Consider the following 22,984-nt stretch of genomic DNA (forward strand, 5'->3'; position numbering starts at 1 on the left):
TGAACCAATCATCCGCCTCGTCGTTGGTGGTATACGCAGTAAAGCTGTCTTTCCATACCGTTGCAGGCGCTTCTTGCATCTTGAAGTTTGCATATTTCAGGCGCAGCGGCTCTTTACCTTCATAAGTAAAAATCAAACCGTCTGGCTGTAAGCTTGAAGACACCTTGACCATTTTAGGGTACTTACGCGCCGTCACCATTGATCCGTCAGCCAACGCCAACATAAAACGTCTGTCGAAGGTAAGGCCCTGTTTTTCGACCCAAGCAGAAGAGAGTGCAATCCCACCTACTGATTTAACCGGAAACACGTTGATTTGAGATAAGGAAGGAGCTTGCTCTGAAGCCTTTCGATCTATAGGTGACTGCGACATAACGATTCCAATGTTTTGTTGTTTGTCCCAATGCTAACAAATGGTTATAAATAGATAAACTGGCAGGCATTAAACACTTGATACTAAGCTAATATCTTGAGATGTTTAGCTCCCTCTTGATACAGTAACGCACTCGACCAACATGAAGGCGGGGATGACAGCAATCTTCTAAACTTAAGAGAGTTGCATAAACTATTTAAAACTTGACAAATTGTCGTAACAATCGCTGCTCTTACGTTAAGTAATATTACCCAGTTACTTTCTTACCAGTTAAGTAAAACTAAAAAGAACAGATAACTGCAAAACTATGCTCTGACTCATAAAGACGAACACTTATTGAGTAGTTTAAAATGCCACGGTGTCTAGCTCATAGAATTAATTGAGCTCGCCGACGCATTTACTGAAAGACTCTAAGTTTAAAACAAAGATTTTATCGTGATTATGCTTAGTAGTTCAAAGGAACCAAGCGCAAGCGCCTGGTTTCCGTATAAGGAAGGCTAGCTGATTTTTTCCGTTAGTTCTTGTATGGACGGTAAGTTGCCTTTTAGCTTTATCCAAGGCACTTTAGCTTCATTAATGATGATCTCTTTCGCTTTCTTATTGCGTTTTTTGGCAAATGGAGTGGCAAGCATTCCAAAGCAGACAACAAGTAAGTAGATGGCAAACAGTGGCGGGAAAAGGAAGCTAAGTGGAACAACAAGGATTAAGGCATATAAAGACCTTACAAAGCCTAACCTGAATTCAAACTCCTTAAACCCATCATCTATACTGTATTCGGATTCTTGGGTGATGTTGTAAATTCGCTCAAGGAATTTATTTTGCTCAATGTGTTTTTGGAAAGCCTTGTTATCTGAGCTTAGCGTGTAACCTTTGATAGCCAACCAGTCTCCCCTTTGAATCTTACCTGTCATGCCTGTAGGCATATGTAACTCTGTTAAATTACCATCCATTGTTTGCAATAACAGCACTTGGCTTAGTTTAGATGTGCGCGTGTCGGTAATATAGTTTTCAACATTTCGCTTACGCTCAGTTTCAGTGTGAGTATAGTTATAAGATTTGTTAAAATGACTGAATTCGTAGTGATCTGTTTCTTTGTCTGTCCCTGTAATCGACTCCTTTGATTCTGATTTGTACTGAACATCTGCTCTTGTATCAATGTCGAGGACTTGGCCCAAATAGAAGTTATTCATTACGTTAAACTCAACATCACGAGCAAGGACTAACTTGTGTAGGTAATCGGTGTTAAATTGTGAATTGTACTCACCCTCAAGATTCGACTTTATTTGCTGGATTGATAGTTGGTTGGCAGACTTAATCGGCGCAGGTTCGTCAGCGCTCTCTACATAAGCTTGGCTCTGAGTTGAAACTATTTCTAGCGTAGGCTTATCGGATGATGTGAATAGGGTTGTCTCACTTGGCTCTTGTAGTTCTTCTGTAGTGTTGGTTCCGCAAAATGCACAGTATGCGCTATCACCAGCAATACGTTTTGTACATGAACTACAAAGAATATCGCTTTCTAAACGAGGTCTTTTTGAAGGTAAATAGCCAAGTGATTGCTTTGTTATTTGCAGCATAGATGAATAGAAATCGAGTCTTTGATTGTATTTTATCATGCTGTTTTTATAGTTAGACGAATTATGAGAATACACAAATCCAAACACGATCACGCCCACAACAGCACCCGCAATTAAGCTCATATTCACGTCTTTTGTTTGCCAGAAGGCAAGAAGAAAAGTAGCTACGGCTAAAGATAAATAAAAGTTTGAAGTTCTTTTTTCTGGCTTTTTGACAAGACTAGGCTTGATAAACTGATCTTGTCCCTCATCCTTATGTACAGTGATAACCTCTTCGCCAATTACACCGTCGATTCCAACATTAAATACGGTAATAATATCACCTTTATGTAAGTTGCGTGTCGCTTCAGATTCAGCAATGATTTTAAACTCGTGAAGATCGCCATCACTATCAACAACTTTCGCATTCCAAAGGCTGTATTCCTTTGTATTGTCAATGTAAGTCTTAGTGTTTGTTTGGTCTTTACCATCATATTCGTCTTCTTTAATGGTTTCGAGCCCACCAGTCATTTCTGTTGCGTAACTAATGGAAATAATCTCGCCAGTTACAAGTTCTACATTAGGAAACTCACTCTTTATGTTGTTGATCAATTCGGGGTGAACTTGAGCAATATTACTCTTGGTAGGTTTCTGCAATGCACTACCGCAATCACCACAATGATTTTCATCTTTATAGAACTTTTTTTCGCAATGTCTCATTAATTTTCACCATTAATTTATAAATTTATGAGTAACTTACCCTAAATTAATGATATATTCCATGATGCATATGCAATCTTTGTATTCTTGGTAGAATGCAAGGCTGTGGGTTATAATTAGAAGTGATAAGCATGAAGAATCCAACATTAAGCGAAGATAAATCAGATGTGATCTTTAAGACTAAAGAGAAGAAAGGTTCAGTGAAATTCACGACAATTCTTTTTTATATGTATTCAGCTATTCATTGTAGCGTCTTCCTTTTTTTGATGGCACTTTTTGATAATCAGCGATTTGCCGTGCTACATCGAGAGCCAGCCTTCATATCGATTGCTCTTCTAGGTTTCGCTATTCCTTTCGCCTTGAGATTCAAGAATAAAATTCGTAACTTCATCGTCTATGTCGTGCTAACTGTCTCAGTTACTATTGGGGGCTTTGGTGTTTATGCTGATTTTACTGAAGATACAATTCCAAACACGGTGTCCAAGACTCATAGTTACGTTTTAAATTTCATCAATACTGAAAAGAACATGTATTATGAGAGGCAAGCTCAGAAAGCAGCATCGTTAGCTAATCAGCAGAAATCAAAGGAAAAAGACAATTCAAAAAATATTTTCCAGATTATCTCTGGTGGTGAGGCCAATACCTTAGTTAAAGCCATCATTAATTCTCCTCATGGTATGTCAGCATTTGTGTATAGCAAGGCGCTATACGGAAGCAATTCGTACATCAAAACAATAGCTGAAGGTGAAAAGGCATGGACTTACATGATTCTATTTGCGATCTGCTTTCAGCTTTGGCTTCATGCAACGAAAAATGGCGTTGAACTCCTTCAGGCTATGAAGGAAACTAAGTTTTTCGGATTCATTGGTATAGTGTTTTTTTTCTTATTTTGTGCAGTAATTATTGGCTTCTTCTTGTCTTTTTTGACTGGTAATGAGTCTGCTATGCACTCTGCCATTGCTGCTGGGTTTTTAAGTGGATTCCTATTAAAAATTCAAGCTCATCTTTACTTCGATAAGAATAACAACAAAGGGAGTATCTTTTATTTCAGTTTTGGACTTCCAATTTTTACACATATCGTTGCAACGATGCTTAGCTCCATTAAAGGCTTTGGTCATTTCTCTTTTGCTGGCGGCTACTGGATTGAAAAGCTTGGTGTTACTGGTGCGCTATGTGTTGTAATTTTCATGTTCGCATTCTTCAAAATTAATGATATGTATGATGATTATGCAGCAAGAAAAAGATGATGAAGATATAAATCTAAGTGAAGCTCACGACCGAAGGAGAACTACCTTGCGTTATTTCGACTGTGGTCTGGATACATCAGCTTTACCATGCCGCATAATTTACTTTTTTGAGTTAATGCAGAGCAAGATTGTGCAGTCTGAATGTCCAGATGAATGAAAACTTGAGCATAAAAAACCATAATCTGACATGTAGCAGCTTAGCTGTTTGTTCACAGTTTCATATTCATCTAAATCCGTATTACAGTGTGCTAGGTACACACCACCGACTAAAGTTCCCAACCCTTGTGTTTCCATGAAATCTAAAGCTGAGTATTTATTATTGAAGGCAAGTAAGTAATCAGAGGATTGATTCAATTCTCTGATGTCGGCGATATCAAGATTGTCTGGCATCTCATCCGAAAACAACTTATCAGTGATATTCAAAACCACATCTCTTATAGCTATTGAATCGTTAGAAGGGTTTTCAAAGACAAAAAGCTCAAGATCTATTGCCACACACGCACCTGCTAACTCTCGATTTTTCTCTGGAATCAAACCTGAGACAAAAAGAGCATCAAGCGAAGAGGTAAGTAAGGGAGAACCAACGATATCATCTGGTGGAATATAGATACCATTTGAAACAAAATCCAACCCTGGCAACGAGACTGCCAGTTTTAATTCATCCATGCCTACTGATCTTGGTTCAAACATACCTTTCCCTGTTTTATCTACTTTTAAAACGCTATTTATAAGGTGAGAAATCTTATTTGCTTTTTTAACTGTGCAATATTCCCAGATTGACTTCAATAGTGAGTTACAACTAAGTGGCATAACAAGATGAATAAGTTGCATCTTACAACTTATTAGTGGCAAGTTGGAGCGGACATTCTTGATACTCTATAATGTGAACACGGTTATCGCATTGAACTTTCATTGAATAAAAAGGATTTATCATGAACAAACTCGTCATTATCATTTTATGTGTACTACTTCCGCCTGTTGGTGTGTTCTTCGCTCGTGGTGCAGGTAAAGATTTGCTGATTAACATCGTCCTGACCTTCTTCTTCTGGGTGCCAGGGATGATCCACGGACTCTGGGTGGCGACTCGCTAACCCGTATCCAAAAATAAATACCGAATTAAAACGCCGTAAAAACAAGCTCCTAGCACTGAACAGTTAAAAATAAGATGAAATGAAAGTGCTTTTCCACTATCATCCTGTCGCCTAAACGTAAGCGATTGCTTTCACAGATTTCGCCGAGTTTAGGCTCCAACTACATAACACTTCAAATGGTGGGAGCCTTCAATGACACAACTTACGATTACTCGTCCTGACGACTGGCACGTTCATCTACGCGATGGCGAAGTATTAAAAGATACAGTGCGCGATATCAGCCGCTACAATGGTCGAGCGTTAATCATGCCAAACACCATCCCACCGGTAACCGATACCGAAATGGCTTTAGCTTACCGTGAACGCATCATGGCAGAGCAGCCAAGCGAGCAATTCCAGCCTCTAATGGCACTTTACCTGACAGACAACACAACACCTGAAGAAATTCGCAAAGCGAAAGAGTCTGGTGCAGTAGTCGCAGCAAAGCTTTACCCAGCGGGCGCGACGACTAACTCTGATTCAGGTGTAACGTCAGCACAAAAGATTTACCACGTGTTAGAAGCAATGCAAGAAGTGGATATGTTGCTACTGGTTCATGGTGAAGTTACCACTCACGATGTTGATATCTTCGACCGCGAAAAGCAGTTCCTAGACACAGTGCTAGCACCGATTGTGAACGACTTCCCTAACCTAAAGATTGTTCTTGAGCACATCACAACCGCTGATGCAGCAAACTTCGTTAAGAACGCGAATGACAACGTAGCGGCAACCATCACCGCTCACCACCTGCTTTACAACCGCAACCACATGTTGGTTGGCGGCATTAAGCCACACTTCTACTGCCTTCCAATTCTGAAGCGCAACACGCACCAATTAGCGCTTATCGAAGCTGCAACAAGCGGCAGCAAGAAGTTCTTCTTGGGTACAGACTCTGCACCACACGCAAAAGGTGCAAAAGAGTCAGCATGCGGTTGTGCAGGTTCTTACACAGCGCATGCTGCCGTTGAACTGTACGCAGAAGTGTTCGACTTAGAAGGTAAGATTGAGAACCTAGAAGCTTTCGCGAGCCACAACGGCCCTGACTTCTACGGTATTCCACGTAACACGGACACCATTACTCTTGTTAAAGAAGAGTGGAACGTTGCTGAGACCATGCCTTTCGGTTCAGACATCGTTGTGCCAATCCGTGGCGGCGAGACGATTGCTTGGTCTGTAAAGTAAACGCTTAATCGGTAAATAAGCGCTTATATTGCAAAATAAGAGCGTGGTGTTAATTAAACACGACCCATTAGATTAAAAGGGGCACCATAATGATTATGGTGCCCCTTTTTCGTTTCGTGGAGAGATAGTTTTATTAAAATCAATAATGCGCGATTACTTACCGCGAATTTTTCCAATCACAGTCCAAACAGCAACGACGATCAGTCCAGCTAAGACACCAATAACACCGTTCAGTAGAGTTGGAACAACCGCCGTCGCTATCGTATGTCCTCGAAAATCCATAATAATCGGCTCAATTAAGTGATGAATCGCAGGAACATTGTGCACCACAATGCCGCCGCCAACCAAAAACATCGCCGCGGTGCCGACCACAGCAAGCGTCTTCATTAACTTGGGCGCAAACGCGACTAACCCATTACCCAATTGGGTTTTAATAGCACTGCCATTCGATGTTCGCTGCAGATAAAAGCCTAAATCGTCTAACTTAACGATCCCCGCTACTAAACCATAAACACCAATCGTCATCACAACCGCAATCAAACTCACAACAAGAATCTGAGTAAGGATACTTGTACCTGTCACGGTGCCCAGTGCTATCACTATGATTTCCGCGGATAATATGAAATCGGTACGAATCGCGCCTGCGACCTTTCTCTTCTCATATTCCTCTATGGATTCACCAGTACTTGTGTCCTCCCCCTTTTCATCATCTTGATGAGAATGAGGAAACAACTTCTCTAAGATTTTCTCGGCACCTTCAAAACAAAGAAACAAGCCACCAATCAAAAGCAAAGGCATGATCAGCCAAGGAATAAAGGCACTGATCAATAATGCCGCGGGTACCAAAATCAGCTTGTTTTTAAATGAGCCTTTGGCAACCGCCCACACCACTGGGATTTCTCGTTCAGCAGAAACACCGGATACCTGCTGAGCGTTCAGCGCTAAATCATCCCCCAACACACCAGCGGTTTTTTTCGCTGCGACCTTAGACATCAGTGCGACATCATCCAATACGGTTGCAATGTCATCCAGTAGCGTTAATAAACTTGCTCCAGCCATTTTATGGTCTCTTTTAAGGGATTAAACAATTGATAAAATGTAACACCATCAATCCAGTCATCAAAGTTATGAGTCTGTAAAAAATAGAGTCACAAGTTGTGTTTTCTATTGCCGTCTCAGCTAGACAGGACTAGTCTGTCTTCATCTTTCGCGAACATAAAAGAAGAAGTATAGATGAAAAGTGAATACTCCTACCCAATTGGTAAGCCAGGACAAAAATGGCAAGAAGCAGAACGTCAAGCATGGTTCGCTCAAAGAACCGTTAAGCGTGAATACCAGCAAGAAGTCGTGCCAAAAATTCAAGCATTGGCAGACCGCTTTGACATCGAGCAATACGGCTCACTGAGCTACGATGAAGCTCGCTTCCCGCTTTTTGCAATCAAAAGCAAAAACTGGGATGCATCAAAACCGACGATCCTTGTAACAGGTGGTGTTCACGGTTACGAAACCAGTGGTGTGCATGGCGCGATCAAGTTCGCCGCAACTCAAGCAGAACAATACTCAGCGCACTTCAACATTGTTGTTGCACCTTGTGTGAGCCCTTGGGGTTACGAAGTCATCAACCGTTGGAACCCAAATGCTGTCGATCCAAACCGCTCTTTCTACGACGGTACCCCAGCAGAAGAATCAGCAAACCTACGTGCATTAGTCGCTTCTTTACCAGAAGTGTTGGTTCACGTTGATCTACACGAAACAACGGATTCTGACGAAACAGAATTCCGCCCTGCACTTGCTGCTCGTGATGGCATTGAGTACATCGAAGGTATGATCCCAGACGGTTTCTACACGGTTGGCGATACTGAAAATCCACAGCCTGAGTTCCAAGCGGCGGTAATTGCTTCAGTTGAAAAAGTAACACACATTGCGCCAGCAGATGCAGACGGCAAGATCATTGGTTCTGAAGTTACCCAACATGGTGTGATTAATTACCCAATGAAGAAGCTTGGGTTATGTGGCGGTGTGACTGATTGTAAGTACGGTACGACCACAGAGGTTTACCCAGATAGCGATAAAGTGACAGACGAAGAGTGTAATGACGCTCAGGTTGCTGCGGTAGTCGGTGCTTTGGATTACGTAATTCAACACGAATTAAACGCGTAAGCTAATAGCTACTAGCTAGTAGCTAGTAGCTAGTACCCTAGAGCTAAGCCCTAAAACTAAAAGAGCCACAAGTGACGATTCGCTTGTGGCTCTTTTTTTGGCTCTTTCTCTTACCTGTCATTTCTTCTCAGGCATAAAAAAGCTCCCTTACACACGGTGCAAGAGAGCTTTGAAATAACGCTTCCTCTGGAATAAGTCGTTAATTAGCTAGTGACTTAATCAGCGGTTTAGTGACTTTATTTCGCTGTTTCGCTAACGCTTGTTTGCCCTTTGTCTACTTCAGTCAGTAGACCTTTCAACAAGCTGAAACAACCAATCAGAAGAATGATCGTAAACGGAAGTGCAGCAATGATAGTGATCGATTGCAGTGCTTGGATAGATTGAGTACCACCAATCCACAACATCACCATTGCGATAGCACCTGAGATAACCGCCCAAACCACTTTCTGTTTAACAGGAACTTCAAGCTTACCGCCCGCCGTCATGCCATCGATAACGATAGAACCTGAGTCTAGTGTAGTCACGAAGAATACGATGATCAGTGCTACAGCGATAACCGATAGAATGCTACCAAACGGGTAAGCATCTAGCATGTAGAACAAGCTTAGAGACACGTCTGTGATGCCTTGGTCGAGGCCAAGTTGCCCCACATGACTGATCACTTGCTCGATAGCCACGCCACCAAAGATAGACATCCAAGCAGACGTTACCAGTGTTGGGATAATCAATACGCAAAGTAAGAATTCACGAACCGTACGGCCCTTAGAAATACGCGCTACGAACATACCGAAGAATGGTGCATACGCAACCCACCATGCCCAGTAGAATACAGTCCAGCCATGCAGCCATGTTGTGTCTTCACGGCCAGAGCTTTGGCTCAATGCAATGATGTTTTTCGCATACCCCGTCACAGCAGTCGCGACAGAATCAAGCACAGTTGTGAAGTTCAGAACAGCGATCAGACCAAGGAATACGAACGCAATAACCATGTTCAGGTTACTTAGGAATTTAACACCACCGTCCATACCACGTAGTACAGAGATGATCGCTAAGCCCATGATCAGAACGATGATAGATTGCTGAAGGAAGATGTTGTTATCCAAGCCAAACACGTGGCTGATACCACTTGCTGCTTGTGTACCACCTAAGCCTAGTGAAGTCGCAAGACCAAACAGAGTAACCAGTACCGTGAGTACATCGATCACATCACCCGTTTTGCCCCATACTCGCTCACCCAAAATTGGGTAGAACACAGAGCGCATTGATAGCGGTAAGCCTTTGTTGTAAACAAAATACGCAAGGCAAAGTGCCGTCATGCCATAGATAGCCCAAGCATGGAAGCCCCAGTGGAATACGGTCGCACCGAGTGCCAGTTCACGGCCAGCTGCTGTGAACGGTTCTGCATCGAGTGGCGTTCCGAACCAGTTCGTAAAGAACGCGGTTGGCTCTGCAACACCCCAGAAAATAAGTCCAATACCCATACCTGCTGCGAATAACATCGCAATCCAAGATGACATTGAATAGTCCGCTGTCGCGTCTTCGCCACCTAAGCGAACTTTACCCAAAGGTGAGAATGCAAGAATAACGGCAAAAACTAACATGATGTTGGCTCCCCACATAAAGAGGAAGTCAAACTTTGATAAAACAGCACCCTTGATAGAATCAATCGCAGCTTTGGCATCTGCAGGAGGAAGAGCAAGAAGAGTGATGATGAAGAGAAGAGATAAGCCTACTGAGGCTACGAAGACTGTGTTATGAACATCCATGCCCCATTTACTGACGTTATCTTGACCAACTTGATAGTCAGTAGAATCAATACTGTATTTTTTTGATTTAAAACTCATAAATTATGATGTTCGCATATCCGAATCAACGAATATAAGGACGCTCTCCGTATCCAATTACTACTTGATTGGCTCGCCGAACCGCCTAAATAAAAGGCAATAAAAATCACAATAGTTAGTGATAAATGGACTTACTGGCTCAATCCCAAGGCGCACATTATAGCACAGCTCAAAGCATTTTGACTGAGTTTTAGCTCAATAGTCACCCAAACCACCGTTGATAGTGATAGTTAACCCAATAAAAACAGAATAAAATAAAAGAATTAAAGCCTTCAAATACAACAATTTAAATTAAAATGACGCACCGTAAAATTACATCCAAACTTTTTTCAGATAATTTTAATAATCACCCAATTTACTTATAGCTCTAATAAAAAAGCCCCGCTATAGGGGCGGGGAAAGTTACCAAAGGTAAAAGAGAAATCAGTGCTCAAATGTCAGTGCTGCGTCTCACAGATCAGCACTGCACATTTCAAAGACAGTTCGTTAGATTGCGAAGCAAAAACCTAGGTTATAGTCTTCACCATTTTTCGCCGTGAACTCTTTGTCTTCACTTGATGCATTCGGGCGGCCACTTTCATCGCCTTTTACTAAGCTCACCCAGTGACGGATGCCTGAAGAACGGCTGGCCTCAGTTTGACCAAACGTAGTGCACGTCTCTAATTGGATATCTTGAATATCAACCAACTCCAGACGGCCTGTGCCTTTACGAGCGCCGATTGTCACTTCAACGTGCGTACCGCTTTCATCACGGAATAGGATTGCTGAAGGCTTAGATTTATCACCTGTGTAAGCCACAAAGTGTTTAGCGCGTTTCAACCCAGTATGTTCACCATTCTTGAAATAAACCTGAACATGTCGGTAATCGATCTCGTAGCTCACTACATCTTCATGTGAACCCGTCTCTAGAGGAAATAGAGTATCAAGCAACTGTTTCGCCATTTTTTGTTTTTCGAGTTGCTTGTCTGCTTTCACCATTTCGACGGCAAAGACAGCTTCAGCAATAAATGTTGAATGGTTTCTGTGAAGTTCTGTTTTGTCTAGTGTCAGCATATTCATAGTCTATCCCTCGTACGGCTTTAAATTTCATTTAGGTCAAACATCCCAATAGACCCTTTTCAAAATTGTTCTTTACTGTGTGGTTTCCATGTTTTTCATACTACTGTTATTTTTGAAACAATTTCACAACAAAAATTACACAGTGTGAATTTTACTAAATTGCTTTTTTACACAAACCGGCATTTCGAGCCCCCAGCCCTTTATTTAACTGGGTTGAGGGTTCCGTAGAAACGCGTTTACGTGTTGTTTGAATTTGTGTAATAACCCACCCCAACCAACTTATTGTCGATAACTCGATAGTAAGTGTGCTTAGTTTCCACTTTGCTCGACAGCGGATTTAACCATCGATAGGTGTAAACGCCACGACCATTTTCTTTGGCTAGGTTTAACATCTCAGTGAGAATCGGCTTATCGTCAGGACTTAGAATTTCGTTGTGTGAACGCCCTACAAGCTCAGGAGACACGCCATGCGCGAGCAGCTTTCCAGAGCTCATATCCATCACAAACACATACAAGTCCCCTTCTACAAAACTGCCTTCGGTATCATTAAATTCAGTAATGCTGTCTTGCTCAGACTCCACTATCGCGGTCATGGCTCTCGCCAATAATCGCTTAGCTTCTGCAGCACTGGAACGTTCTGGGTAATACCCCACGGCCACGATCACATCACCAACACGCTCGAAAAAAGTGGTTTTAGGTTCGCCCATTCGGTCAGTAGGATTAGTCCAGTGGTACTTCACCTGACCAAAGCCGTTGTGTACCGCTTTGGTGATCATTTCACGAAAAAAAGGATTGCCGTAAACGTCTTGGGTATCCAACACACTGTCGCCCACCAGCACCATAGAAGAGCCACCACTAGCAAGGAATTGGCCATCAATACCAAGAGCAAACACATAGAGCTCACCGTCTATATATTCGGCATCACTCATGAAGTCTTTCACGCTGTCGTCACCTTCTTTTTGAACGTGCACCACCGCTTTCGCAAGCAAGGTTTTGGCTCTTCTTTCAGCGTCACTGACCACATGTGGCTCAGAAATATCGAGCACATTGACTGGCTTAGTTTCTTTCTCGACTTCCGAATGCTCGGCACGCAATCCAATGCCGCTAACCACAGCAAACAAGGCGCAGCCAATAAGGATTATTCTGGATAGATTCATCGTTGTGTCTCCTAATAGCCGACTAAGGACGGTAGCCAAAGCGTGATTTGTGGGAAGAAAGCGATAACGAAAACGCCCACGACAGATGCAAGTACAAAGGGATGGATCTTCGCGGTGATCTGCTCGACCGTAGAGCCACCGATCCCCGAGGCGACAAAGATATTTTCACCGAGCGGTGGTGTGGCAAAACCTATCGAGAGCGTACACACCACCACGATACCAACATGGGTAGGGTCCGCGCCCAACATGTACATGATTGGCAGCAGCACTGGCACAATGATCATGATCGCCGCCAAGGTTTCCATGAACATGCCGATGAACAGCAGCAAGGTAATCGTTAACGCCCACACCATGTACATGTTGTCGGTGAAACTGAGTAATGATTCCGCCACAACAACTGGAATTTTTTGCTCAATCAACAAGCGTCCGAACACAGTGGCAGCAAAGAGGATTAGCAATACGCGTCCGGTGATCCATGTGGTGGTCGACAAAGATTTCATCACGCTTTTGAACGACAACTCTCGGTGAATAAACACACCCACGAACAGCGAATAAAAAATCGCCACAACCGCAGACTCTGTTGGTGTGAACATACCGCTGTAGATACCACCAAGAATCAAGAATGGCGCTAATATCGACCATAAACCGCGGCGCAAGTAATGCCTTACATCACCAAACGACCATGTTTCGGTTAGCCCTTTATAACCTTCACGCTTAGCAATGAAATAGTTAGTGACCACTAGCGTCGACGCCATAATGAAACCCGGCACAACCCCAGCGACAAACAGTTTTGGAATAGACAAAGAAGCAAACTGCCCATGCTGAGCAATAGCTTCTGGCGGTGCCATTAATCCCATCGCAGAAATGCCAAAGATAACCAAAGGGATGGATGGCGGAATGATGATGCCCAAGCCACCTGATGCGGCCGTTACTGCCGATGCGTAGCTCTTATCGTAGTCACGCTTAACCATCGCGGGCACCATCAACATGCCTACCGCTGCGGTTGTTGCAGGGCCTGAACCCGAGATAGCGCCAAAGAAAAGACACGCCATAACCGTAGCCGCGCCAAGGCCACCCGTTACCGGCCCAGCTAAGCTTTCGGCGATATCCACTAGACGTTTTGAGATCCCCGCCGCCTCCATTAATGCGCCCGCAAGAACAAAGGCTGGCAGCGCCATTAATGGGAAGTTACCCACCGAGGTAAACGCAATTTGTACCAGTGCGATGGGATTTTTGTCGAGCAACATATAGGCCGCCATCGAAGCGCCAGCCAGTGATACTGTGATTGGTGCGCCCAGAATTAACAGCGTTAAAAAGCCACCAAATAAAATTAGAGTTAAATAGGATTCCATTATTACATCTCTCTATTACGACTATTCTCTGTGATGACTATTGCGCTGACTTTTGTGCCGTCATTTTGCGCAGCTCTTTGACTTCTGGATCTTCGTTGGTTGCGCCTTTGAATAAACGCTCATAGTTGTTCCAGATAATTCGAATCATCATCAGTGAAAACGCGATAGGTAAAATCATGTAGAAGTACTTCATCGGGATACCTGTAGTCTGAGACTTCCAAAACAGATTCATTTTGTTGAACACGAAGTCGTAGCTGAGGTAAACGAAGTAGCCGTTGAAACAGAGCCATAAGAAGTCAGCGATGGTTTCACTCACGGTCTGCACGATTGGCGGAAAGAATTTAAAGTGAAAGCTCACTCGGTTGTGCGCCGACATCTTGGCCGCAACAACAGCCCCTAGATAGGCAAACCAAACGAACATGTAAGTAGCGACCTCATCCCCCCAAGGGATAGAGTAATCAAAGAACTGACGAGTAAGGATTTGTGTGAACAGCAATAGGACAAAGCTTGCGAGCAGCAGACAACATGTATATTCCTCAATGTTGTTTAGGTGCTTTTTTATTGTTTTAGCGACTGACATATAACCTCCAATGTTGATTTCCACATGACAACCAGTCGCTCACGGTCCTAAAAAGATCAGGTACAGAACAGATCAACGAGTACAGCCATGTAAATGCCCTATCTCACTGTTCTATCGCTAGGTGATTAAGTAGCGCAGAACAGCAGATAGGGCGAATCTAATCGTTACTTTCTACCTAGTAACTCAAGAACGTCGTCTAGCTTGTCTTTGCCTCCAATGCTTGAGTAAAACTTAGGCCAAACTGACTTAGTCACCTTGCTGATCCACTCTTGCTCGTTGTCTGCTGGGTCTGTGAATACCATGCCTTTCGCTTGTAGCTCTTCACGGATCTTATTTTCCGTATTTTCTAGATAAGCAAAGCTGTGCTCTGTCGCTTCCTGACCCGCTTCAAGAATGATCTTTTGCATCTCTGGAGTCTGTTGTTGGAAGACTGTTTCACTGACGATTAGCGGCTCAAGCGAGAAGATGTAGCGAATGTTGGTCACGTACTTTTGTACTTCATTGAACTTCATCGCATGCACAGTGATGTAAGGGTTATCTTGACCATCAACCACGCCTTGTTGCAGGCCGGTAAAGGTCTCAGACCATGCCATTGGTGTTGGGTTTACACCCCATGCTTGGTAAGAAGCAATCATGATTTCGTTACGAGGAACACGAATCACCAGTCCTTTAAGATCTTCTGGTGAAGCGACTGGCTTTTTCGAGTTAGTCAAAACCCTAAAGCCTGAATAAGCCCAACCAACGATGCGAACGCCAGCATCACGTATCGTGTTATCGACGAGGTCTTGGCCGACTTGGCCTTGAGTCAGTAGAACCGCTTCTTCTGCGCTTTGAATCACGTAAGGCATGGTCAGTAGACCAACAGTTGGAGAGAAAGGGGTTACGTTGTTGATCGCCAGTACAGAGAAGTCGAGAAGACCGATTGCCGCGTCGTTGACGGTATCTTGTTCATTGCCTAATTGACCATTTGGGAACAGATCGATTTTCACTTTTCCGTCTGTTTTTTGCTCCATCAGTTCAGAAAACGATGTCGCCAATTCCCACTGCGTGCCACCAGCAGCATCGCCGATAGCCATTTTAAAATTCGCTGCTGCCGCGGTATGAGATAGCACCGCTGTTGCTACAATGGTGACACCAGCAATAATTTTATTTTTAATAAATTTCATAGTCTTAACCTTTCCTATCGTACAGACTTCCTGCCTGTACTTTGCTCACAAGGTGACCTGGTACAACTTTCCCGGTCGTAGTTCTATTTCCCTATTTTGGAAACAATGTTCGAGTCGCGATTACAGCTTTTCATCCTTTAACGAATACCACTGATAGAGGAACCGCTGCCCCATTCTGCGAAACGGTGCAAACATCTCTGATTCCACCACTTCCCTCACGTTGGGGAACGAAAGTTTTGATTCAAATATTGGCAAGTCCAACTTGTGGCCTTCACCTGCAATCCACTGAGCGAGGCGCTTACCTGCTTGAGCGGAATACATCACGCCATTACCGCCATAACCCAGTGCGTAGAAGATGGATTGCTTTGGATTCGGCTGATAGATTCTCGGCATCATGTCGTGGCTAACATCCACCCAGCCCCACCATGAGTAGTCGATTTTGATCTGATCGAGAGACGGGAATTTTCGAGTTAAATCCGCTCTCAACATGTCTTCGTATTTCTTTTCAGGTGCGTTCTTGCCACTGATGGCACTGCGCGTCCCAATCTGTACTCGGTTATCGGGTAGCAGACGGTAGTAATGACGCAAGATTCGGGTATCTGTAATCACCTGATTGGTTTTGAAGTTACACGCGGCAATTTCGTCTTGAGTTAGCGGACGTGTCACCATCGAATTAGAAAGTACCGGCAACAAGCGATTCTTAAGCTCTGAATGCAAGCCTTGACTGGTGTATCCACCGGTACAAACCCCAACAGAACGCGCCTTCACAACACCGCCGGGCGTTTTTAGGTAGTGCACACCGTTACGTGTTTCCCACCCCATCACAGGGCTAGCTGGATGCACTTTTACACCGAGTGCTCTCGCCTTTCTTAGATAGCCAAACGCCAATTTACCAGCATGAATACCAATGCCTTCTGGTTCATGCATTGCGCCTGCCGCTTCTTGGTCACCAACGTAATCACGCTTTACGGTTTCCGCATCTAAGATCTGCGCATCGTAATCGAACGTGTCACGCAGCAACTTGGCTTCTTTCTCAAGTGTTGCCATCACTTTTGGACGGTGAGCGACATATAAGTGGCCACCCGGCTGCGGGTCACAATCAATGTCTTTGATTAGAGACTTAAAGGTGTTCATGCCATCGACGCATTCGCGGTGCATTTTTAGCGCGGTTTCGAGTCCCCAGCGTTCAATCCACTGAGAGCGTTTTAAACGTCCTGACGCACACTGAGCCTGACCACCATTTCGGGTACTGCAGCCCCAACTCATACGGTTAGCTTCAATCACAATCGCTTTAATGCCGTACATTTCAGCAAGGTGTATCGCGGTACTTAGGCCTGTGTAACCTGAACCGATTATCGCTACATCAACATCCATATCCGATGTAATTGGGCCATCATCTTCAGGTGGCGCGCCTGCCGTATCTACCCAGTACGTTGGTGCGTATTCCTTTCCATGGCCTGGGCTCTTGTCTTTAAGTGGATCGTATTTTGGATCGTATTTATCTTTTGCTTGGGTGCTTTTCACCTTTGGCGGCACATCGGCTGCCGGTTGTTCCATTACTAAACTCATAATTCGACTCTCCTAGTCATAACACGTGAACGGGTTGTGGTTTCGTGTCTAGCTCTTGGGAGTATTGTTGGGAGTCAAAAGAGGTCGTGTTTTACGGAAGGCATTTTTTACGCTTATTTTTCCATCTTTCAGGGTAAACACGTCGACCATGCGAGCTTCGATGACGCTGCCATCTGGGTTAGTCGCAGAGAACGTTGATTCACTCACCGCACGGTCACCACACACAAAGTGGACAGGATCGCTCCAAGCCGCATCTGGAAAGTTCTGCCAAACCAACTCAAAGCTATTTCGAACCGCTTCGTACCCTTCGATAGTGTTTCCAAGCAAGCCTTCTCCTGCCACGGTGTGGAATACACAGTCTTCTGTCATGAAAGACATCAGCGCTTCAATATCATGGTTATTCCATGCATCACTAAAAGACTGTAAAAAGGCGGTGTCGACTTGGTTTTCCAGCACGAATGTCGCTGCATTGGTTTGCATATTCATATTCCAGAATCCTTTATGTTTTCGTTATTGGTTTAAATTTCAGTAGCTTTGCGCCACTTTTTTATTAGAGTGTTTAAACTAGATCTGTGAAAATTTAACAAATTGATAACAAGGTTCATCACTCTAACTTCGAGTTAGGTTATAAACAATATCTAAGCTCACAGATTTCATCTTTTTATAAATTAATTAGTGTTCTAATTTTATTTAATCAACTTTTCACTCACGATATAAGATGTATAATTAAATTAGAACATGTTAGCCTTTAGTCGAAATCAAAGTCTTGATGATACTTTCGACCATACTGTTCAAGTTGACGATCATGAGTATTAACTTGCAATTCGATATTACCGTCACCTTTATTTATGACTTGGTTGTTATCTGCATGTGCTTCGTTTTTTAAATCCGTCAGTTTCTCTTCGACATACTCTGTCGGTTCATTTAAAACATTCATGGATATTAACTCCTTTATCAGGTTTACTTTCACTGATGGAAGAATATGAACGGACACTAGACCGTTTGAATTTTCTTTCTCATCGTACAAAGGCTGAATGGCATCATTGCCACCTTCCTTAAATGGGTGAATGGAATACCACTTGTCCTTGCGTGGCTCTTGCTGATCGCAATCCGCCACATTAAATATCTGAGTTTTGTTGAGATAACACGGCGAGCTAAAAACACTAACCCGCTGATAATCAATAGCTTTAATTATGTTTATGCAGTCTTTACTTTGGCTGTGACACACCGACCAAAGCGCATTTAACAGGTTATCGGTCCATTCCAGTAAACGGGTGGGAAAGCCCTGCTTTTTGGCTAAACACATCAATAACCAGTCATTTATGTCGTTAGAACTCAGCGAGTGACCACCGTAAACTCTCACTGTTGAAAGCAACTCTTGTTCGACACGGCGTATGTTCTTACGATTGGAACGGCCTAAACTTGGCATTAGATTATTATTTTCATAATCACACACGTTATACATCAAACCACGTTGGTCACTGCATTCATTCATCAATGAATCAATTATTTTATACAGTTCTTCGAGCGTGCTGATATAATATTTATTGTTCATATTTGGTTCCGACTACTCGACAATATAAATAACTAAATTTAAATTTACTCGTTAAAAACTGACATGTAATAAAATACACAGACTAAAGTCTAATAACTCTATCGGCTTATCGGTAATTACTATTTATAAGTAACTCATAATAATTATTGATAAGCCTCTATCACTGAAACCGAGCACCGATTCATCTTGGTTATTTCATTAGGGCTCTAATATTTAGAGCGAAATAATAGAAATATATGACCCAATACTTAGATAACAGCACTATTAAGAATCTTTGAAAACCACTCGGTCGCTGAGCCATTCTGTTTCATCATCTAATTTAGAATTAATGGCTAGTGTTAGAGCTTAATTTGTTTGCCCGACCACATTCTCGATAACTCTTTATCTAGCATTCACGAGACTACTTTGGCCGGACAAACTTCCTATGACTTATACGTAATCTTTGTATTTATCTAGGAAACGAACCGGCGTTGATAGTGCATCTCGGCGGAACGGGTCGCCCAATTCCTGAGTACACATGATTTCAATGATGGTTGTTTTGCCTTCGTTCATTTGCATGTCGATGGCTTTTTGCAGAGTTGGACCTACATCTTCTAGCTTGTCAACCGTGATACCTTCAGCGCCCATAGCTCGTGCAATCTCTGCAAAGCTTTGGTTATCCAGCTCGCCGGCAACAAAGCGTCGGTTGTAGAAGTCGACTTGGTTCTTCTTCTCAGCACCCCATTGACGGTTGTGGAATACCACGGCTGTCACTGGAATGTTATGACGAACACATGTCATGGTTTCCATCAGGCTCATGCCCCACGCACCGTCGCCTGCATAAGAAATAGCTGGGCGATGAGGTGCAGCTGCTTTCGCGCCAATGATGGTCGGGAACGCGTAACCACAGTTACCGAAACTCATTGCAGCAAAGAAGCTACGTGGTTTTTCAAAGCGCAAGTAGCTGTTTGCCACCGAGTTGATGTTACCGATATCGGTTGAGACCATTACGTCTTCTGGCATCGCTTTTTCTAACTCACGCAGTACTTGGCGTGGGTGTAGGTATTCACCACCAGAGAACGGAGTCTCGTGTGAGTTTTCTTCAATCATATCCAAGCTGAACGAGTCACGTTCGTGTGTCCACTCATCAAGCTCTTTTTCCCACAACGCTTTTTCTGTTGCTACTGTGTCTTGGCGAGCGCCTTTGTTGTCATCACACAACAGCGAACGACCTTCTAGTCTTTCAGCTAATGCCACAGCCGCTGCTTTTGCGTCGCCACAGATGCCAACAGAGATCTTCTTGACCAAGCCAAGCATCTTGTTGTCTGCATCGATCTGAATGATTTTCGCGTCTTTCGGCCAGTAGTCCATACCATGTTGAGGCAAAGTACCAAATGGACCAAGACGTGTACCCAAAGCGATAACCACATCCGCTTGAGCCATCAGTTTCATTGCTGCTTTCGAACCTTGGTAACCTAAAGGACCACACCATAATGGGTGACTAGCAGGGAACGAGTCATTGTGTAGGTAACTGTTCACAACGGGTGCGCCCAGTCTTTCTGCCAACGCTGCACACTCTTGAACGGCATCTGCCATTACCACGCCACCACCAGAGATGATGACTGGGAATTTGGCTTCAGCAATCAGGTCTGCCGCTTCATTCAGAGATTTTTCACCACCTGGACCACGGTCTAAACGCGCGGGTTTAGGGATCTCGGTTTGAGTTTCACCGTAGAAGTAGTCACGTGGAATGTTCAGTTGAGTTGGCCCCATTTCGCTCATTGCGCGGTCGAAGCATCGGCCTGTGTATTCCGCCATACGGTCTGGGTGCGTTACGTGTCCTTGATACTTAGTAAACTCTTGGAACATTGGAAGCTGGTTACACTCTTGGAAACCACCTAAGCCCATTGTTTTTGTACCTGTCTCAGGCGTCACAATGACGACTGGGCTATGTGCCCAGAACGCCGCTGCAATCGCAGTCACACAGTTACTGATACCCGGGCCATTCTGCCCGATAACTACACCGTGGCGACCAGATACACGAGAGTAACCATCTGCCATGTGGGCAGCGCCTTGCTCGTGCACTACTGGGACCAATCGAATGCCAGCAGGAGCAAAGATATCCATTGCGTCCATAAATGCTGACCCCATGATGCCGAACATGTCGGTAACATCATTAGCAACCATAGTTTCAACGAACGCTTCTGATGGTGTCATTGTTACTGTGCCGGAAACAACCGTACGTTTTTCTTGCTCGCTCATTCTTCCATTCTCCTTGAGTTAACCAAAATTTCATTTTTCGGAATGAATTGTCTCTTTTTCGAATTCAATTTCACCTTAGTAGTAGAATTTTTGCGCGTCAACTTTTTATATTAAATTGGAACAATTCATTCTAATTAATAAAACTGGATCACATTATTGGTAGTTTTTCGTACAAAAAGTGCCGTTAACTTAGGTTGAGCTGTTAATAATCGACGACATAGCGCAATAGCTGCGACAAGTAATGGGTTATATAGAGGGAAGAATGATGAAAGAGTCGGAATTGATACCAACGCGACAGGTAAGTGTGAGAGAGTGCTTTGGCATCGACAGCAACCTAACGGTGATGGCGTTTGAACATGCGGGAGAGTATGTGCCAAAAATCGATCCTAACTACTGTTTTGATCCTGAAGTGACGCTGGCCATATTGGCGGGGTTCACTTCCAATCGTCGCACGTTGATACAAGGTACGCACGGGACGGGCAAGTCTTCTCACATTGAACAAATTGCCGCGAGATTGAACTGGCCGTGTTTGAGGATCAACTTAGACGGGCACTTAAGCCGATTGGATTTCATAGGAAAGGACAGCATCGTCATTAAAGATGGAATGCAGGTGACAGAGTTTAAAGAAGGCATTCTTCCACAAAGCATTCAACAGCCCATCGCGCTGGTATTAGATGAGTACGACGCTGGTCGCCCTGATGTGATGTTTGTGATTCAGCAGCTATTAGAGCAAGACGGCAAATACACCTCTTTAGAACAAAACCGAGTGATCACGCCTCACCCTTCTTTCCGCCTGTTTGCTACCTGCAACACGCTTGGCTTGGGTAACTTTTCAGGTTTGTATTCGGGTACTCAAGTGCTTAACCACAGTCAGTTAGATAGATGGAACATCATCGCTACGCTCAACTATTTAGACCCACAACATGAAACCAAGATCGTGTTATCCAAACTTCCAGAGCTGAATAATGAAAGTGGCCAGCAGTTAGTAGAGAAAATGATCGCGACCGCTGGATTAACGCGCAATGGATTCAGGGCTGGCGACCTTTCGACTGTGATGTCTCCACGAACAGTGCTCACTTGGGCTGAAAACATCCAAATATTCGACGATGTAGCGACGGCATTTAGGCTTTCATTCTTAAATCGCTGCGAAGACGAAGAGAAAGAACTGGTTAGCGAATACTATTTCCGTTGCTTTGGTGAAGCCTTGGAAGCGCATACTCAAAACTATTCGCACTCGGAGTCGTAAACCATGGCCAATGTTTCTTCTCAGCAGAAAAAGATCCTCGACCTTGGTGTGTCTGTCGCTAGAGCAATCAGTGGTGAACTCGATCTGAACTATCGGGGAGAACGACTCTATAAAGGCAATAGCCCCTGTTATTACCAGTCCGCACATACTAACGATCTCACCTTTGTGTCTCGCCATGAGCTGAAAAACAGCAAGCTATCGATGCAAGGCAAGATCGATTCATCGGCACTGCGACTCTTGCTTTCAGACACTGAACTTCATTATTCATTGCGACCGAAAAACGAAGTCGAACGTCTGCTTTACGACTTCTGCGAACAGGTACGGATTGAATCTCAAGTCCCGCCTTATCTAAAAGGCGTGACCACCAGTATCCAATTTAACTTTGCGTATTGGAGCGACCAATATCATCAAAATGGCTTTACCGAATCACGAATAGGCATATTGCTGTTTACACTGATGCAAGTCATCAACACCCGCTTAACTGGCGTTCCGGTGTCTGAGCCTATCGCTGAGACCATTGAATCGACTCGCGCCGGCATCGTGCCTACTTTTGGGCATAGCCTGAAGCGCTTAAAGCAATATAGAACCGACCAACAACAGTTTGCACACTGCGCCAATGAGTTAGCAACCCTTGCACAAGAGCTCATAAACCAAGAGCAAGAGAGCGATAACTCGCCCACGCCAACAGTCGAAGAAGACATCAAGATCCTTGCGCAGCTTGCGCTTATCGTTGATGGCGACATTCAAGATCAAGACGTCGATACCGACATCACGGGCAGTAGTAAGGTTTTTGAATTGTCGGGCGCCAATTATCAGGTCTTTAATTCGGAGTTTGATCAAGTCATCGCCGCAG

General features: G+C 43.9%; 19 protein-coding genes and 1 pseudogene. 6 read left to right on the forward strand and 14 right to left on the reverse strand.

What is annotated here, in order from left to right; genetic code table 11:
* A partial coding sequence (locus IQQ51_RS27370; RefSeq protein WP_228013009.1) for an MOSC domain-containing protein occupies positions 1–370 on the reverse strand: 370 nt, incomplete at its 3' end.
* A gap of 497 nt (positions 371–867) precedes the next feature.
* Positions 868–2,643 (reverse strand): hypothetical protein, encoded by a 1,776-nt coding sequence (locus IQQ51_RS18920; protein ID WP_193841817.1) that lies wholly within the window; start codon positions 2,641–2,643, stop codon positions 868–870.
* A gap of 131 nt (positions 2,644–2,774) precedes the next feature.
* Between IQQ51_RS18920 and IQQ51_RS18925 the strand changes: the two genes are divergently transcribed.
* Positions 2,775–3,890 carry a hypothetical protein gene (locus IQQ51_RS18925; RefSeq protein WP_193841818.1) on the forward strand — a complete coding sequence of 372 codons (1,116 nt, stop codon included), beginning with the start codon at positions 2,775–2,777 and terminating at the stop codon, positions 3,888–3,890.
* Between the two features lie 99 nt (positions 3,891–3,989).
* Here the strand turns inward: IQQ51_RS18925 and IQQ51_RS18930 are convergent, their stop codons facing one another.
* Positions 3,990–4,721 carry a hypothetical protein gene (locus IQQ51_RS18930; RefSeq protein WP_228013010.1) on the reverse strand — a complete coding sequence of 244 codons (732 nt, stop codon included), beginning with the start codon at positions 4,719–4,721 and terminating at the stop codon, positions 3,990–3,992.
* A 101-nt stretch (positions 4,722–4,822) separates the two neighbouring features.
* On the opposite strand from IQQ51_RS18930, the gene IQQ51_RS18935 reads away from it, so the two are divergent.
* Positions 4,823–4,981, forward strand: coding sequence for a YqaE/Pmp3 family membrane protein (locus tag IQQ51_RS18935; protein ID WP_008215717.1), 159 nt, complete (start codon positions 4,823–4,825; stop codon positions 4,979–4,981).
* A 192-nt stretch (positions 4,982–5,173) separates the two neighbouring features.
* Positions 5,174–6,202, forward strand: a complete 1,029-nt coding sequence (gene pyrC, locus IQQ51_RS18940) for a dihydroorotase (RefSeq protein WP_048609740.1) — start codon at positions 5,174–5,176, stop codon at positions 6,200–6,202.
* A 153-nt stretch (positions 6,203–6,355) separates the two neighbouring features.
* On the opposite strand, the gene IQQ51_RS18945 is transcribed toward pyrC, so the two are convergent.
* On the reverse strand, positions 6,356–7,261 hold the full coding sequence (locus IQQ51_RS18945; protein WP_193841819.1) for a DUF808 domain-containing protein: 906 nt from the start codon (positions 7,259–7,261) through the stop codon (positions 6,356–6,358).
* A gap of 174 nt (positions 7,262–7,435) precedes the next feature.
* Here IQQ51_RS18945 and IQQ51_RS18950 point away from each other — a divergent pair, with 174 nt between their 5' ends.
* Positions 7,436–8,362 carry a M14 family metallocarboxypeptidase gene (locus IQQ51_RS18950; protein WP_193841820.1) on the forward strand — a complete coding sequence of 309 codons (927 nt, stop codon included), beginning with the start codon at positions 7,436–7,438 and terminating at the stop codon, positions 8,360–8,362.
* A 236-nt stretch (positions 8,363–8,598) separates the two neighbouring features.
* On the opposite strand, the gene IQQ51_RS18955 is transcribed toward IQQ51_RS18950, so the two are convergent.
* The 10 genes from IQQ51_RS18955 to xsc all read right to left on the reverse strand — a co-directional run bounded on the left by IQQ51_RS18955 (position 8,599) and on the right by xsc (position 20,885).
* On the reverse strand, positions 8,599–10,206 hold the full coding sequence (locus IQQ51_RS18955; protein WP_048609743.1) for a BCCT family transporter: 1,608 nt from the start codon (positions 10,204–10,206) through the stop codon (positions 8,599–8,601).
* A 486-nt stretch (positions 10,207–10,692) separates the two neighbouring features.
* Positions 10,693–11,265 carry a malate synthase gene (locus IQQ51_RS18960; RefSeq protein ID WP_017064292.1) on the reverse strand — a complete coding sequence of 191 codons (573 nt, stop codon included), beginning with the start codon at positions 11,263–11,265 and terminating at the stop codon, positions 10,693–10,695.
* 236 nt (positions 11,266–11,501) lie between these two features.
* Positions 11,502–12,422, reverse strand: a complete 921-nt coding sequence (locus IQQ51_RS18965) for a cache domain-containing protein (RefSeq protein WP_050647818.1) — start codon at positions 12,420–12,422, stop codon at positions 11,502–11,504.
* Positions 12,423–12,433: 11 nt separating this feature from the next.
* Positions 12,434–13,774, reverse strand: a complete 1,341-nt coding sequence (locus IQQ51_RS18970) for a TRAP transporter large permease (RefSeq protein ID WP_017064290.1) — start codon at positions 13,772–13,774, stop codon at positions 12,434–12,436.
* A 37-nt stretch (positions 13,775–13,811) separates the two neighbouring features.
* Positions 13,812–14,354, reverse strand: a complete 543-nt coding sequence (locus tag IQQ51_RS18975; protein ID WP_017064289.1) for a TRAP transporter small permease — start codon at positions 14,352–14,354, stop codon at positions 13,812–13,814.
* Between the two features lie 164 nt (positions 14,355–14,518).
* A complete protein-coding gene (locus tag IQQ51_RS18980; protein WP_050620488.1) occupies positions 14,519–15,520 on the reverse strand; it encodes a TRAP transporter substrate-binding protein in 1,002 nt (333 codons plus the stop codon).
* Positions 15,521–15,640: 120 nt separating this feature from the next.
* A complete protein-coding gene (locus IQQ51_RS18985) occupies positions 15,641–17,089 on the reverse strand; it encodes an NAD(P)/FAD-dependent oxidoreductase (protein ID WP_193841821.1) in 1,449 nt (482 codons plus the stop codon).
* Positions 17,090–17,137: 48 nt separating this feature from the next.
* Positions 17,138–17,575 (reverse strand): nuclear transport factor 2 family protein, encoded by a 438-nt coding sequence (locus IQQ51_RS18990; RefSeq protein WP_017633372.1) that lies wholly within the window; start codon positions 17,573–17,575, stop codon positions 17,138–17,140.
* Positions 17,576–17,837: 262 nt separating this feature from the next.
* Positions 17,838–18,644 carry an FRG domain-containing protein gene (locus IQQ51_RS18995; RefSeq protein WP_172378721.1) on the reverse strand — a complete coding sequence of 269 codons (807 nt, stop codon included), beginning with the start codon at positions 18,642–18,644 and terminating at the stop codon, positions 17,838–17,840.
* A 429-nt stretch (positions 18,645–19,073) separates the two neighbouring features.
* Entirely contained in the window at positions 19,074–20,885 is a 1,812-nt protein-coding gene (gene xsc / locus IQQ51_RS19000; RefSeq protein WP_193841822.1) for a sulfoacetaldehyde acetyltransferase, read from the reverse strand.
* A 262-nt stretch (positions 20,886–21,147) separates the two neighbouring features.
* On the opposite strand from xsc, the gene IQQ51_RS19005 reads away from it, so the two are divergent.
* Both IQQ51_RS19005 and IQQ51_RS27375 read left to right on the forward strand, forming a co-directional pair.
* On the forward strand, positions 21,148–22,131 hold the full coding sequence (locus tag IQQ51_RS19005; protein ID WP_048614697.1) for an AAA family ATPase: 984 nt from the start codon (positions 21,148–21,150) through the stop codon (positions 22,129–22,131).
* 3 nt (positions 22,132–22,134) lie between these two features.
* A pseudogene (locus tag IQQ51_RS27375) lies at positions 22,135–22,984 on the forward strand (cobalamin biosynthesis protein CobT); the annotation flags it as partial.

This window comes from Vibrio sp. OPT18, from assembly GCF_015163615.1.
Lineage (GTDB): Bacteria > Pseudomonadota > Gammaproteobacteria > Enterobacterales > Vibrionaceae > Vibrio > Vibrio coralliirubri.

Excerpts from the sequence above, each read along its gene's own strand:
- IQQ51_RS18920 (WP_193841817.1), bottom strand. The coding sequence starts at position 2,643 with ATGAGACATTGCGAAAAAAAGTTCTATAAAGATGAAAATCATTGTGGT.
- IQQ51_RS18925 (WP_193841818.1), top strand. The coding sequence starts at position 2,775 with ATGAAGAATCCAACATTAAGCGAAGATAAATCAGATGTGATCTTTAAG.
- IQQ51_RS18930 (WP_228013010.1), bottom strand. The coding sequence starts at position 4,721 with ATGCAACTTATTCATCTTGTTATGCCACTTAGTTGTAACTCACTATTG.
- IQQ51_RS18935 (WP_008215717.1), top strand. The coding sequence starts at position 4,823 with ATGAACAAACTCGTCATTATCATTTTATGTGTACTACTTCCGCCTGTT.
- pyrC (WP_048609740.1), top strand. The coding sequence starts at position 5,174 with ATGACACAACTTACGATTACTCGTCCTGACGACTGGCACGTTCATCTA.
- IQQ51_RS18945 (WP_193841819.1), bottom strand. The coding sequence starts at position 7,261 with ATGGCTGGAGCAAGTTTATTAACGCTACTGGATGACATTGCAACCGTA.
- IQQ51_RS18950 (WP_193841820.1), top strand. The coding sequence starts at position 7,436 with ATGAAAAGTGAATACTCCTACCCAATTGGTAAGCCAGGACAAAAATGG.
- IQQ51_RS18955 (WP_048609743.1), bottom strand. The coding sequence starts at position 10,206 with ATGAGTTTTAAATCAAAAAAATACAGTATTGATTCTACTGACTATCAA.
- IQQ51_RS18960 (WP_017064292.1), bottom strand. The coding sequence starts at position 11,265 with ATGAATATGCTGACACTAGACAAAACAGAACTTCACAGAAACCATTCA.
- IQQ51_RS18965 (WP_050647818.1), bottom strand. The coding sequence starts at position 12,422 with ATGAATCTATCCAGAATAATCCTTATTGGCTGCGCCTTGTTTGCTGTG.
- IQQ51_RS18970 (WP_017064290.1), bottom strand. The coding sequence starts at position 13,774 with ATGGAATCCTATTTAACTCTAATTTTATTTGGTGGCTTTTTAACGCTG.
- IQQ51_RS18975 (WP_017064289.1), bottom strand. The coding sequence starts at position 14,354 with ATGTCAGTCGCTAAAACAATAAAAAAGCACCTAAACAACATTGAGGAA.
- IQQ51_RS18980 (WP_050620488.1), bottom strand. The coding sequence starts at position 15,520 with ATGAAATTTATTAAAAATAAAATTATTGCTGGTGTCACCATTGTAGCA.
- IQQ51_RS18985 (WP_193841821.1), bottom strand. The coding sequence starts at position 17,089 with ATGAGTTTAGTAATGGAACAACCGGCAGCCGATGTGCCGCCAAAGGTG.
- IQQ51_RS18990 (WP_017633372.1), bottom strand. The coding sequence starts at position 17,575 with ATGAATATGCAAACCAATGCAGCGACATTCGTGCTGGAAAACCAAGTC.
- IQQ51_RS18995 (WP_172378721.1), bottom strand. The coding sequence starts at position 18,644 with ATGAACAATAAATATTATATCAGCACGCTCGAAGAACTGTATAAAATA.
- xsc (WP_193841822.1), bottom strand. The coding sequence starts at position 20,885 with ATGAGCGAGCAAGAAAAACGTACGGTTGTTTCCGGCACAGTAACAATG.
- IQQ51_RS19005 (WP_048614697.1), top strand. The coding sequence starts at position 21,148 with ATGATGAAAGAGTCGGAATTGATACCAACGCGACAGGTAAGTGTGAGA.